Genomic DNA, 13,524 nt, shown 5'->3' with positions numbered 1-13,524 from the left:
GACTCAGATGTTCCGGAAGCGGTTGATGGCGTCGATGTGCTTGGCGCGCAGCTCTTCGTTGCGCACGCCGAGGCCCTCGCGGGGAGCGAGCGCGAGCACGCCGACCTTGCCCTGGTGCAGGTTGCGGTGCACGTCGTAGGCGGCCTGGCCGGTCTCCTCCAGGGAGTACACCTTGGAGAGAGTGGGGTGGATCTTGCCCTTGGCGATCAGGCGGTTGGCCTCCCACGCCTCGCGGTAGTTCGCGAAGTGCGAGCCGATGATGCGCTTCAGCGACATCCACAGGTAGCGGTTGTCGTACTCGTGGTTGTAGCCCGAGGTCGAGGCACAGGTGACGATCGTGCCGCCCTTGCGGGTCACGTACACGGAGGCGCCGAAGGTCTCACGGCCCGGGTGCTCGAAGACGATGTCGACGTCCTCGCCGCCGGTGAGCTCGCGGATGCGCTTGCCGAAGCGCTTCCACTCCTTCGGGTCCTGGGTGTGCTCGTCCTTCCAGAACTTGTAGCCCTCGGCGTTGCGGTCGATGATCGCCTCGGCGCCCATCGCGCGGCAGATGTCCGCCTTCTGGTCGCTGGAGACGACACAGATCGGGTTGGCGCCGCCGGCCAGCGCGAACTGGGTGGCGTAGGAGCCGAGTCCGCCGCTCGCGCCCCAGATCAGGACGTTGTCGCCCTGCTTCATGCCGGCGCCGTTGCGGGAGACCAGCTGGCGGTACGCGGTGGAGTTCACCAGCCCGGGGGCCGCCGCCTCCTCCCAGCTGAGGTGGTCCGGCTTCGGCATCAGCTGGTTGGACTTGACCAGCGCGATCTCCGCCAGGCCGCCGAAGTTGGTCTCGAAGCCCCAGATGCGCTGCTCGGGGTCGAGCATCGTGTCGTTGTGGCCGTCCGAGGACTCCAGCTCGACCGAGAGGCAGTGCGCGACGACCTCGTCACCGGGCTTCCAGGCGTTGACGCCCGGGCCGGTGCGCAGCACGACGCCCGCGAGGTCGGAGCCGATGATGTGGTACGGCAGGTCGTGGCGCTTGGTGAGCTCGGAGAGCTTTCCGTAGCGCTCGAGGAAGCCGAAGGTCGACAGCGGCTCGAAGATCGAGGTCCACACGGAGTTGTAGTTGACCGAGCTGGCCATGACGGCCACCAGGGCCTCACCGGGGCCGAGCTCGGGCAGCGGCACGTCGTCCAGGTGGATCGACTTGCGGGGGTCCTTCTCCCGGGTCTCGAGGCCGGCGAACATCTCCGTCTCGTCCTTGTGCACGGTGATCGCGCGGTACGACTCGGGGAGCGGCAGAGCTGCGAAGTCGGCGGACGTGGTGTCCGGCGACTGAATCGCGTCCAGGATTTCCTTCACGGTGTTGCCTCCAGGGGGGTCCCCCCGGACGGGGCCGGGGGAGAAGCGCTTTGTGGCGAACGCTGAGGGGTACGTCGGGGTGCTGCTGTGGAGGTGTGCCGTCGGTTCGGCGGGTGGTGCAGTTGGCAGCGCTGGTAGGCGCGGTGAAAAAGCCTGTGACGCAGGCGCCCGGGCGCGCAGCCGCGAGTGGGTTGCGGGGACAGCCGGCGTACGAAAGGTCTCTGCACGCCGGCCGCCCGGACAACATCAACGTATGGCACCCCGTGCCAGCTCGCAAGACACTGCGTGCCAAAGATTTCTCTCAGATGCAATCTGCTGGACACAGATGAGCGATGATCGATCGAACGGCCCCCGAAATAGCGGCAAATGGCCGCCCCGGTACGGGTCGGCCATTGCTGTGCGTGTTCGTTCGATGTCTCCGCGCAACATTCGAATTCGAGGAATGTCGCGCGGGTTACATCGGCCCGGGACCGGGCCCGGGCCTCACTCTTCCTCCGGAGTCACCCCTCGGTGAGCGCCCTCTCGATCGTGCGCATGACCTCGCTCAGCGGTGCGTCCGTGCGGGCCACCGCCACCACCACCTCGCCGTGGCGCTGCACCGCGGCCTCCACGCTCTCCCCGGGCGCCGCTGCGGCCGCCGGGAGCGCGCCCTTGGACCGGCCTGCCCCGATCCCCGAACCGAACGTGTCACGGACGATCGCGAAGGCGTGGTCCAGCTGCGCCTCCACGTCCCCCTGGCCGCCCGCCCGCAGCCAGCGGCGCAGCACATGGTTGTGCGCCGTGACGACCGCGGAGGCCGCGACCTCCGCCAGCAGCGGGTCGTCATTGCCGGCGTGATGGTCGCGCTCATCGAAATGGCCCAGCAGATAGCGCGTGAACAGCCGCTCGTAGCGGGCCACCGAAGCGATCTCCCGCTCCCGCAGCGTGGGCACCTCGCGGGTCAGCCGGTAGCGCTCGACCGAGACCGCCGGGGAGGCCGCGTACATCCGCATGACCTCCTTGATGCCCCGGCACACGGTGTCCAGCGGGTGCTCGTGAGCGGGTGCGGCGTTCAGCACCGCCTCGGCCCGTACCAGGGTGTCGTCGTGGTCGGGGAAGATCGCCTCTTCCTTGGAACGGAAGTGCCGGAAGAAGGTCCGGCGCGCCACCCCCGCCGTGGCGGCGATCTCGTCGACGGTCGTCGCCTCGTACCCCTTGGTCGCGAACAACTCCATCGCCGCCGCTGCCAGTTCACGCCGCATCTTCAGACGCTGGGCTGCGGCGCGGGAGCCTGCGGCGCTCTCCGGAGCGTCGGACGAGGCGCCTTGGCGGGTGGGCCGTCGGGTGGGATCAGCGGGCTGGGGCATGACCTGAACGTACTGCATTCGCGCAGCCGAGCGCGCCTGCGGGGGCTCGATCCCCGTGCCGGAGGACGGGGGAGGACCGCCCGGATTCAGCAGCCCTCCCCAGCCCCCTTCGGCATCAACGCCGGGCATGTTCGCGGAAGCCGCGCCCCGTCTTGCGGCCGAGGCACCCCGCGGCCACCAAGTGCTCCAGCAGCGGGGCCGGGGCCAGACCCGGGTCACGGAACTCGCTGTGCAGGACCTTCTCGATCGCGAGCGACACATCGAGACCGACCACGTCGAGGAGCTCGAACGGCCCCATCGGGTAGCCGCCGCCCAGCTTCATCGCGGCGTCGATGTCGTCGAGGGAGGCGTAGTGCTCCTCGACCATCTTGATCGCGTTGTTCAGGTACGGGAAGAGCAGCGCGTTCACGATGAACCCGGCGCGGTCGCCGCAGTCCACCGGGTGCTTCTTGATCTTCTTGGTGACCGCGCGAACCGTGGCGTGGACATCGTCCGAGGTCAGCACCGTACGGACGATCTCGACCAGCTTCATCGCCGGCGCGGGGTTGAAGAAGTGCATACCGATGACGTCCTGCGGGCGCGAGGTGGCGCGGGCGCAGGCGACGACGGGCAGCGAGGAGGTCGTGGTGGCGAGCACCGCGCCCTGCTTGCAGACCTTGTCGAGGGTGGCGAACAGCTGCTGCTTGATCTCCAGGTCCTCGGCCACGGCCTCCACTGCCAGATCGACCTCGGCGAAGGCGTCGAGCGAGCCGGCCGGCGTGATCCGGGCCAGCGTCTCGTCGCGGACCTCGGCCGTCATCCGGCCCTTGTCGACCGAGCGGGCAAGGGACTTGGCGATCCGGGCCTTGGCCACCTCCGCCTTCTCCAGGCTGCGGGCCGCGAGCACGACGTCGTAACCGCCCTTGGCGAAGACCTCGGCGATACCGCTGGCCATGGTGCCCGAGCCGGCCACGCCGACCGAGCCGACCTCCCGGCCGGCACCGTCCTCGGCCGACGGCTGCGGGGTCAGGGCGTCCGCCTCGAGCACGGAGGTGCCGGGGGCGGCGTACGTGTAGAAGCCGCGGCCCGCCTTGCGGCCGGTCAGACCCGCCTCGCTGAGCTGCTTCAGGATCGGGGCCGGAGCGTGCAGCCGGTCCTGGGACTCGGTGTACATGGCCTCCAGGACCGTGCGCGCGGTGTCGATGCCGATCAGGTCCAGCAGGGCGAGCGGGCCCATCGGCAGCCCGCAGCCGAGCTTCATCGCGGCGTCGATGTCCTCGCGGGAGGCGTAGTTCGCCTCGTACATCGCGGCGGCCTGGTTCAGATAGCCGAAGAGCAGCCCGTCCGCGATGAAACCGGGACGGTCGCCGACCCTGACCGGCTCCTTGCCCAGCTCACGGGCGAGCGCGGTGACGGCCTCGACGGCCGGCGGCGCAGTCAGCACCGAGGAGACGACCTCGACCAGCTTCATCGCCGGGGCCGGGTTGAAGAAGTGCAGGCCGAGCACGCGCTCCGGGTGCGCCGACTCGGCGGCCAGCCGGGTCACCGACAGGGCGTTGGTGCCGGTGGCGATGATCGCGTCGGGGCGGACGACGGCGTCCAGCTCACGGACGACCAGCTGCTTGACCTCGTACGACTCGGGCACGACCTCGATCACGAGGTCGGCTTCGGCCGCTGCCTGCAGATCGGAGAAGGTGCGGAAGCGTGCGAGGACGGTGCGGCGCTCCTCCTCGGTGATCCGCTCGCGCTCCACGGCACGGGCGGTGGAGGCCTCGAGCGCGACGACGGCCTGCTGGGCGGCGGCGTCGCTGATGTCGATGCCGATGACTTCACGTCCGGCGCGGGCGAGGACCTCGGCGATGCCGGTGCCCATCGTGCCGAGGCCGACGACGGCAATGGTGGAGAGAGGGGTGTCCATCACGGGACTCCAGGGATGAGTGACGACTGATGAGGAGCGTGGGCGGGCCGGTGCGCGAAGCGGCTGTCACAGGGACGGGACGCCGGGAAGGCCGACCGTCCGAAGGCGTGCTGCTGAGGGAAAGCGCACGGCGCGCGGCAATCGCGTGTCGTGGTGCTGGGCCGACGGACTCTGTCCCGAGTCGCGTCGTACAAACTGAGCTGCCGAACCGACATTCCCCCATGCCTTGCGGTATGGGAGGTGCCCCCAGCGGTGGCTGCGTCACCAGGCCACCGCGGGTCTGCGGGGGTTCCCCGCTCACTTGAGATTAACTCGCGGGTAACGAGCGCGCCAGACCTGGGGCCGTCCGACCCTGTGTGATCTGGATCGCCGACCAAACGGAGGCGAATCGCCGATACCCTGACGGCCGTGGACGAGGAGTTACGGTCACTGGCACACCGGCTGCGGAACGAGGCGGGCGGCGAGGCGGCGTACGAGCGTCTGCTCGTCACCGAGGACCGCGAGGAACTCGCCGCGGTCCTCACCGAAGCGCAACGCCCCTTGTGGGCCCGTGAGATCGCCGCATTCCGGCTCGGCTGCGCGGGGGACCGGCGGGCCTTCGAATCCCTGGTCCTGCTGCTCAATCACCGCGATCCCGACCGCTGTGTCTCGGCCGCTCACGCTCTGGCCAGGCTCGCCGATCCCCGCACGCCGCGCGCCGCGGCGGCCCTCGCCACCAACGAGCTGCGCGTCGCGTACGCCCTGACGCCCGTCCGCCTGCTGACCCGGCTGCGGGCACCGGAATCCGTACCGGCCCTGATCACCGTGCTCGGCCGGCGACTGGCCGCCCCCGGCGATCCGCACTGGCGGGTCGCGCTGGCCTGTGTCGAGGGCCTGGGCGCGCTGGGCGACGAGCGGGCGGGGCTGGTACTGAGCTCCGCGCGGTCGCATCCGCGTCTTGCGGCGGCGGCGGAGGCGGCGCTGGCCCGTCTCGGCTGACGTACGCGGGGTGCGCGTCCACACGCCGCGTGCTCCGGGCCGGGAGTCCGGACCCGGAGCACGCGGCTCCCCCGATATGTCCGCCGAGTGGTGCCGACGGACAGTTCTGTTGGCTCTGTCGGCTCTCTCAGTTCTGTGAAGGCCGCTGTGGAAACGCTGCTGCGGAAGTGCTGTGGGTGAACCGCTGGTGGTGAAGTGCCGTTGTGCCGTGGTCAGTAGAGCTTGGCCACGGCTGTGCGTGCCGTGTTCTTGAAGCCCGTGACGGGTGCGCCGTCGAGGTCTCCCAGCTGACCCCACTCGACGACGGTCACCGTCCGGCCGTCGCGGCCGATCGCGTACAGCGCGATGTCGGTCGAGCCGATCTCGGTGTCGGAGGTGTCGATGCTGTAGATGTGCGCGCCCTCCTCCACGGCGATCCTGCCGTGGTACAGGGTTTCGCCCTCGAGGGTCGGGTACTGCTCCTTGAGCCGGTCGAGGCATCCCGCGACCGAGGCACTGAGCTTGGCCGCGAGGGCCTTGGCCGCAGCGGCGGTCGGGGCGACCGTGGTCGTCTGGCGGGCGCTCGTGTCCAGGTCGGTGCGGAAGTTGCGGTACGAGCTTCCCGCTTTGGGCGTGATCTTTGCGGTGCAGACCGAGCCCTCGGTGGGCAGGCCCTTGCGGACCGGGTCAGCCGTCCATGGAGTGGGTGCGGCCGGCAGCTGGGATGCCGAGAGGAACCTGGGCGCGGGCGTTGCCGCGGTGGCGGTCGTGACCGGAACGATCGTCAGGGTGACGGCCGCGGTGGTCAGGGCAGCGGTGCGGAATGTCTTCATGAAAGCAGTTCCCCCGTGGTGACGGCGTGCTGAACGATCACCAGCTTCCGGACGGGGCGGCGGCCGGGCAAGCGCCGCGGGCGGCCGTGGAACGGTGGAACCATTCCACCCCTCGTGACGTGGGGTCATGCAGGAGGGTGGAATGCCGTCCTGGGACGGCCGGGGGGAGTGGATGTCGTGAGCACAGCGCGGGAGACCGAGGCGTTCGCGCGGCGGCTGCGGGAGATCCGTGACGCATCGGGCCGCAGCTACGGCGCGCTGGCACGCCGGGTGGGAGTCAGCGCATCGACGCTGCACCGTTACTGCGCCGGGCAGACGGTGCCGGTGGAGTTCGCCCCGGTGGAACGCCTGGCCCGGCTGTGCGGCTGCCGGGGCGAGGAACTGCTCGCGCTGCACCGGCTCTGGCTCCGGGCCGACGTGGAGCGAAGCAGCCGCCAGGAGAACAACGGGGTGGGACGGGCACCGACCGGTGACGGGGACCCGGCCGGCGAGGAGGGCGTGGCGGACCCGGTCACGGGCCAGGCGGCGGAGACGAAGGACGGCTCGCCCATGGATCCCGGCGCGGGCGCGGATGCGTCCGAGGCCGCTCGCGCGGGTGCGCATGCCGCCACCGACCATGCCGACGACGCCGCCGACGCAACGACGACGTTCGTGCTCGGCGGCGGGCGCGACCAGGGGCCGCCCGCCCCGGCCGCAGGACCGGCCGAACTCCCTGTCGCGCCCCGCTCACCGGGACGCCGCCGCGCCGCCTATGGCGCCGCCCTCGTCACCTCCCTCGTCGCGTCGCTCGTCCTGCTGCTGGCCGTCGACCGGTCCCCACTCCGGGAGTCCGGCGGACAGGACACCACCGCGCAGCGGCCCGGCGGCGACACCACGGGCTCCCGCTCCGCTCCGGCCTTACGCAAGGGATCCGCCTCGCCGGACGCGACCGCGTCGGGCCCGGTCGACGGGCTGTCCGCAAGCGCGGGTCCGCACAGCCCTGCTCCCGCCGAGCCCGCTCCCCGCCCCACCACGACCGCCCGCCCTGGTGGCAGTGGCACGCCATTCACCTGGACCACCGATCAGCATGTCTGGCAGAACGGCTGCGACCACGCCTATCTGGTCGACCGCGGACCATCTGCCGTGCCACCACCGCCCGCCGCGTCGGACGCCGCGCCCTGGGCGCGGTCCGTCGGCGCGGTGCACGGCGGCGACACCTTCGTACGGATCACCGTGCAGGGCAGGAGCGACAAGGCGGTGGTCCTGCAGGAGCTGCGGGTCCGTGTGCTCGCCAGGCGGACGCCGCCGGCCCACAACGTCTACCGGATGAGCTCCGGCTGCGGCGGCTCGCTCACACCCCGCCTGTTCGACGTCGACCTCGACAAACCCCGTCCGCTCGCCCGCTCCGTCGCCGGCAACGACTCCGGCGAGCCGATCCCCGCCGTGTCCTTCCCGTACAAGGTCTCGGTCACCGATCCCGAGGTACTGCTGGTCACCGGCCGAGCGGTCTCCTGTGACTGCGACTGGTACCTGGAGCTGGCCTGGAGCAGCGGCGGCCGAGCCGGCACGGTACGCATCGACGACCACGGCCGTCCGTTCCGAACGAGCGGCATCCGGGGCCGACCCGTCTACGACTACGACACCGGCTCGGCCCGATGGGCCCCTGCCGTGTGAGCGGCGTCCGGCGCGTACCCGCCCGATCCGGTACGGACGACCCTGGCCTACGATCCCGCTTGCGCCGGCAGGCCGGTCAGGCTGATGTCCTGTGTGTTGGGGTGGCTCGCGTTGCGTTCCTGTCGTGCAGTCCTGGCCCTCGTTCCCCTCACGTTCGCCCTCGCGGCTGTGGCAGGCTGTTCCCGCCGCCAGTCCCAACGACTGCGGCATCAGCCCGGCGTACGCGTACTGCCGGCCGCGCACCCGGACCACGGCGACGGGCTCGCAGTCGTCGACGGTCGTCTCCCGTACGCAGATCCCCATGCGGCACCCTCCCCAGGCAGCCGGCCCTCGTCGGTCACCGCTCATCCTCGCGTACGCCACTGACAGCCGCCCGCCCACCGGGCACGGCCCGGTCCACCTGGTCGGTCCGGCCGGTGCATGCCGTCTGACCGGCCGGCGGATGTCCGGCTCAGAGCAAGGTCAGTTGGGTCGGCTCCGGTGACACGGTGTCCGGCACCGGGCGGGCCGGGATCCGGCGCGGCATTGTCCGGCCCGACGACGGGCCGATGCCGAACTCCGTGGCCAGTTCATGGACATGGCGGGTGATCCGTCGCTGGTACCACTTGGGCGCGTACGACCCCTCCGCGTACAGCCGCTCGTAGCGCGCCACCAGATGCGGATGGTGTTCGCGCAGCCAGGCCATGAACCACTCGCGTGCGCCGGGGCGCAGATGAAGTACGAGCGGAGTCACCGATGTCGCCCCCGAGGCGGCGATCGCGCGGACCGTCGCACGAAGCTGGTCCGGATGGTCGCCGAGGAACGGGATCACCGGAGCCATCAAGACCCCGCAGCCGATGCCGTGGTCGGTGAGGGTGCGCACCACGTCGAGACGGCGCTCGGGGGAGGGGGTGCCCGGTTCGACGGTGCGCCACAGCTGCTGGTCGACGAAGCCCACCGACACCGAGACGCCGACCTCCGTGACCTCGGCAGCCTGCCGGAGCAGCTCCAGGTCGCGCAGGATCAGCGTGCCCTTGGTGAGGATGGAGAACGGGTTCGCATGGTCGCGCAGCGCCGTGAGGATGCCCGGCATCAGCCGGTAGCGGCCCTCCGCCCGCTGGTAGCAGTCCACATTGGTGCCCATCGCGATGTGCGCGCCGTGCCACTGCCGGGAGCCGAGCTGCCGGCTCAGCAGCTCAGGTGCGTTGATCTTCACGACGATCTGGGAGTCGAAGCCGATTCCGGTGTCGAGGTCCAGGTAGCTGTGGGTCTTGCGGGCGAAGCAGTACACGCAGGCGTGTGTGCAGCCCCGGTAGGGATTGACCGTCCATTCGAACGGCATCCGTGAGGCTCCCGGTACCCGGTTCAGGATCGAGCGGGCCCGGATCTCGTGGAAGGTGAAGCCGCGGAATTCAGGTGTGTCGAACGTACGGGTGGTCACCGCGGACGTGCCGAAAAGCGCGGTGTCCCCGGTTGCGGCGGGGTTGTCGACCAGATTGTCCCAGCGCATGGACGCCTCCTCGGTAGCACTGGCCACAGAATAGAACATACGTTCCCATGATCGTGCTGGGAGTGAGCCAACTTTCCGGCAGGGGGTTGAGTCGAGGGGGTCGGGAAGGACGGTGGGATGACACTGCGCCCCCACCAGGCCCTCGACGAACGCACGCCACGTGCGGCCCACCTCGCCGTCGAACACTGCGGTTAGCGTGTGACCTTCGGCGGACCCGCTACGTGACTGGAAGGTCCTGACATGACCAGTAAGTTCACCGAGCTTGCGATCGACTGTGCCGATCCCAGCGGTCTCGCCCGGTTCTGGTGCGCGGTCCTTGACTACGAGGTGCAGGACGAAGGCGACGGAATTGTCATCATCGGCTCCCCTGCGGTGCCTGAAGGCAGGAACCGCCTTGGCCCAGTGCCGCCGAGGTTGACCTTCGCGCACGTGCCCGAGGGCAAGATCGTCAAGAACAGGCTCCACATCGACGTCAACCCGACCGACAGGGAGCAGGAGGAAGAGGTCCGTCGCCTGCTCGACCTGGGTGCTCGACACGCCGACGTCGGCCAGGGCGATGCGAGCTGGGTCGTACTTGCCGACCCGGAGGGGAACGAGTTCTGCGTCCTTGCGGACCGCTGCCCCTGATCGGAGGCCGCGCACCGCGCCGGACGTGCTTCCGGTCGCCTGCTTCTTGACCCATGGCGTGCTGCCCCGTGCTGCCTCTGCTGCCTCGTACGGCCGGGACCGCCGGCCGCTTGATTTGGGAGGGGGCTCGCGGGGTGGTTGGCTTGCCGTACCCCGTTCGGAGCGATTGTTGGAGGAACAGGAATGGCGCAGGTCGAGGCCACCACGGAGCGGATCATCGCGGCTGACGCGGAGACGGTGTTCGATGCCGTGGCCGACTACGAGAACACCCGCGCGAAGCTCCTGACCGAGCACTTCAGTGAGTACGAGGTCCGCGAGGGCGGCGACGGTGAGGGCACGCTCGTCCACTGGAAGCTCCAGGCGACCAGCAAGCGCATCCGTGACTGCCTGCTCGAGGTCACCGAGCCCACCGACGGGCAGCTCGTCGAGAAGGACCGCAACTCCTCGATGGTGACCACCTGGACCGTCACCCCGGCCGGTGAGGGCAAGTCCCGGGCCGTCGTCACCACCGTGTGGAACGGCGCCGGCGGCATCGGCGGCTTCTTCGAGCGGACCTTCGCTCCCAAGGGCCTCAGCCGGATCTACGACGCCGTGCTCGCCAGGCTCGCCGCCGAAGTCGAGAAGTAGAGAAGCGCACTCACCGGATCGAGTGGTTTTCCCCGCGGCGTCTCGTGCGCCCCGCGCACCCGGCGCCGCGGGAAAGCTCCTGATGAGCGCCTGAAACGCGCCCCCCGCACACCAGTTGACCCCTCCGCCCGGTCACGGGCGTGCCGTCGTCCGGCTTGCTCCCACTTGGCGCGTAATGCGGAGAATGGCGGCGCGCAGGCGACGAGGGGAGACAGATCCGTGGGCGGCAGCACACTGGTGAAGGACGAGCAGGCCGCACCGGCGGCCATGCCACCCGCAGCCTCCGCGACCGACGCCCCCGCCGCGCTCAGTCCACGCCGCGTACGCCTGGTCTTCATGGCTCTGATGCTCGCGCTGCTGCTCGCCGCGCTGGAGCAGATGATCGTCGCCACCGCTCTGCCGAAGATCGTCGGTGAGCTGCAGGGCCTGGACCGGATGCCCTGGGCGATCACCGCCTATCTGCTCACCGCCACCATCGGCCTGCCGGTCTACGGCAAACTCGGCGATCTCTTCGGCCGCAAGGGCGTCTTCCAGTTCGCCATCGTCGTCTTCGTCGTCGGCTCCGCACTGGCCGGCTGGTCACGCACCATGGACCAGCTCATCGCCTTCCGTGCCCTCCAGGGCGCGGGCGCCGGCGGGCTCATGATCGGCGTGCAGGCGATCATCGCGGACATCGTCCCGCCCCGGGAGCGCGGCCGCTTCATGGGACTGATCGGGGCCGCGTTCGGACTCGCCTCCGTCGCCGGCCCCCTGCTCGGCGGTTTCTTCACCGATCACGCCTCCTGGCGCTGGTGCTTCTACTTCAACGTCCCCTTCGGCCTGGTCACCCTGCTCGTGGTCACCCTGGTCCTCAAGCTTCCCAGGCCTGCCGCCCGCGCCCGGCTCGACGTCCTCGGCGCACTGTTCCTCGCCGCCGCCTCCACCTGCCTGGTCCTGCTCACCAGTTGGGGCGGCACGCAGTACGCATGGGACTCGAACGTCATCCTGTCGCTCGCCGCCGGGGCAGCCGCAAGCACCCTGCTCTTCCTGGTCGTCGAGCACTTCGCACCCGAACCCGTCATTCCGCTGCGGCTGTTCCGGGACTCCGTCTTCACTGTCACCTCCCTCGTCGGTGCGGTCATCGGCGTCGCACTCTTCGGCGCGGCCAGCTATCTGCCGACCTTCCTCCAGATGGTCGACGGCGCCAGCGCCACCGAATCGGGCCTGCTGATGCTCCCGCTGATGGGCGGCATCGTCGTCGCCTCCATCGTCTCGGGACACCTCATCAGCCACACCGGGCGCTACAAGGTCTACCCGGTCCTCGGCAGCGCGGTCGCGGCCGTCGGCATGTGGCTGCTCTCCGGTCTGGACGCCGCGACATCCCGGCTGGAGTACAGCATCTGGCAGGCCGTGCTCGGCGTGGGCATCGGATTGGTGCTGCCCGTACTGGTCCTCGCGGTGCAGAACGCGGTGCCACCCGCCGACCTCGGCACCGCCACCAGCGCCAACAACTACTTTCGGCAGATCGGCGGCAGCGTCGGCGCGGCAGTCTTCGGCACGCTCTTCGCCGACCGGCTCACCGAAGCCCTCGCCGACCGCCTTCCCGCGGGAGCGGACCTCCCTGATCCCGCGTCCATCACTCCGCAGCTGGTGCACGCCATGCCGCCCGCCGTGCGCGACGGCTATGTCCAGGCGTACGCGGACGCGATGCCCCGGATCTTCCTCTTCCTTGTGCCGGTTCTCGTGCTCGGCCTGCTCATCGCCTTCTTCCTCAAGGAGAAACCGCTGGTGTCCCACAACGCCTACGCCGCCGAGCCCGCCGTCCCGCACGCCCGCAGCGCCACCCCGGGCACCGGCGCACCGGGCGCCCGGCCGGGCCCCGCCCACCGCGCCGCCGGAGTCCCCGTCTGCGGCATCGTGCAGCACCATGACGGCAGCACCGTGCCGCGTGCCGCGCTCACGCTCATCGACGTCACGGGACGGCAGATCGGCCGGGGCGCGAGCGGCGAGGACGGCCGGTACGCGCTGAGTGTGCCCGGATCCGGCTCGTACGTCATGATCGCGGCGGCCGGCGGGCACCAGCCGCAGGCCGTCACCGTGACCGTCGGCGAGCGGCCCGTCGAACTCGACGTGGTGCTCGGCGGCGCGGGACGGCTCGCCGGGACGGTCGTGACCGCCGACGGCTCCCCGGTGCGGGACGCCGCGGTCACCCTCACCGATGTCCGCGGCGAGGTCGTGGCCACCACCCGCAGCGGACGCGAAGGCGGCTATGTGATCACGGAGTTGGTGGCGGGGGAGTACACGCTCGCCGCCAGCGCCCCCGCGTTCCGGCCCGCCGCCCACCCCGTGAGCGTGCAGGCGTCCCGGGAGACCCGGCAGGACATCGAACTGGCCGGCGGCGCCCTGCTGCGCGGCACGGTGCGCGCCGGAGACGGACGGCCGGTGGACGACGCCCGCGTCACCCTGCTCGACGCGGCGGGCAATGTCGTGGACACCATGACCACGGGCCCCGACGGCACATTCCGTTTCGTGGACCTGTCGTCCGGCGAGTACACCGTGATCGCCGCCGGCTACCCGCCGGTTGCGACCGTCCTGCAGGTCGCGGGCGGCGGTCGCACCGAGCGCGACCTGCAGCTCGGCCACGAGGACTGACGCGACTGACGGGGCCGACCCGGGACCCCGTCCGCCCTGCGTGCCCTCGCCGTATACCCAGGTGTTCACCTCGGATTGAGCTGAATGCGCCCAGGAGGCCATCCAGGTGCGACAGGCTGACAG

10 protein-coding genes are annotated in these 13,524 nt (G+C 70.5%); 5 read left to right on the top strand and 5 right to left on the bottom strand.

Going from position 1 to position 13,524, the window contains the following annotated elements; translation table 11 throughout:
* Positions 1-3: 3 nt before the first annotated feature.
* From ccrA to OHS70_RS05970, 3 genes are all read right to left on the bottom strand, one after another.
* Entirely contained in the window at positions 4-1,341 is a 1,338-nt protein-coding gene (ccrA, locus tag OHS70_RS05980; RefSeq protein ID WP_328394404.1) for a crotonyl-CoA carboxylase/reductase, read from the bottom strand.
* 500 nt (positions 1,342-1,841) lie between these two features.
* On the bottom strand, positions 1,842-2,705 hold the full coding sequence (locus OHS70_RS05975; protein ID WP_328394402.1) for a TetR family transcriptional regulator: 864 nt from the start codon (positions 2,703-2,705) through the stop codon (positions 1,842-1,844).
* A gap of 97 nt (positions 2,706-2,802) precedes the next feature.
* A complete protein-coding gene (locus OHS70_RS05970) occupies positions 2,803-4,584 on the bottom strand; it encodes a 3-hydroxyacyl-CoA dehydrogenase family protein (protein WP_328394400.1) in 1,782 nt (593 codons plus the stop codon).
* 408 nt (positions 4,585-4,992) lie between these two features.
* Here OHS70_RS05970 and OHS70_RS05965 point away from each other — a divergent pair, with 408 nt between their 5' ends.
* A complete protein-coding gene (locus OHS70_RS05965) occupies positions 4,993-5,562 on the top strand; it encodes an adenylosuccinate lyase (RefSeq protein WP_328394398.1) in 570 nt (189 codons plus the stop codon).
* Positions 5,563-5,774: 212 nt separating this feature from the next.
* On the opposite strand, the gene OHS70_RS05960 is transcribed toward OHS70_RS05965, so the two are convergent.
* Positions 5,775-6,374, bottom strand: a complete 600-nt coding sequence (locus tag OHS70_RS05960) for a hypothetical protein (protein ID WP_328394396.1) — start codon at positions 6,372-6,374, stop codon at positions 5,775-5,777.
* Positions 6,375-6,551: 177 nt separating this feature from the next.
* Here OHS70_RS05960 and OHS70_RS05955 point away from each other — a divergent pair, with 177 nt between their 5' ends.
* Positions 6,552-8,027 carry a helix-turn-helix domain-containing protein gene (locus OHS70_RS05955; protein WP_328394394.1) on the top strand — a complete coding sequence of 492 codons (1,476 nt, stop codon included), beginning with the start codon at positions 6,552-6,554 and terminating at the stop codon, positions 8,025-8,027.
* Positions 8,028-8,478: 451 nt separating this feature from the next.
* Here the strand turns inward: OHS70_RS05955 and OHS70_RS05950 are convergent, their stop codons facing one another.
* Entirely contained in the window at positions 8,479-9,516 is a 1,038-nt protein-coding gene (locus OHS70_RS05950; protein WP_328405436.1) for an Rv2578c family radical SAM protein, read from the bottom strand.
* A 240-nt stretch (positions 9,517-9,756) separates the two neighbouring features.
* Between OHS70_RS05950 and OHS70_RS05945 the strand changes: the two genes are divergently transcribed.
* The 3 genes from OHS70_RS05945 to OHS70_RS05935 all read left to right on the top strand — a co-directional run bounded on the left by OHS70_RS05945 (position 9,757) and on the right by OHS70_RS05935 (position 13,401).
* The gene (locus OHS70_RS05945) at positions 9,757-10,143 is read left to right on the top strand and encodes a VOC family protein (RefSeq protein WP_328394392.1); all 387 of its coding nucleotides are present in this window, start codon (positions 9,757-9,759) and stop codon (positions 10,141-10,143) included.
* Between the two features lie 183 nt (positions 10,144-10,326).
* Positions 10,327-10,770 carry an SRPBCC family protein gene (locus OHS70_RS05940; RefSeq protein WP_328394390.1) on the top strand — a complete coding sequence of 148 codons (444 nt, stop codon included), beginning with the start codon at positions 10,327-10,329 and terminating at the stop codon, positions 10,768-10,770.
* 219 nt (positions 10,771-10,989) lie between these two features.
* On the top strand, positions 10,990-13,401 hold the full coding sequence (locus tag OHS70_RS05935; protein ID WP_443062569.1) for an MFS transporter: 2,412 nt from the start codon (positions 10,990-10,992) through the stop codon (positions 13,399-13,401).
* The last annotated feature ends 123 nt before the right edge of the window (positions 13,402-13,524 follow it).

Source organism: Streptomyces sp. NBC_00390 (assembly GCF_036057275.1).
In the GTDB taxonomy this organism is placed as follows: Bacteria; Actinomycetota; Actinomycetes; order Streptomycetales; family Streptomycetaceae; genus Streptomyces.
This window is presented reverse-complemented; position numbering and strand designations above follow the sequence as displayed.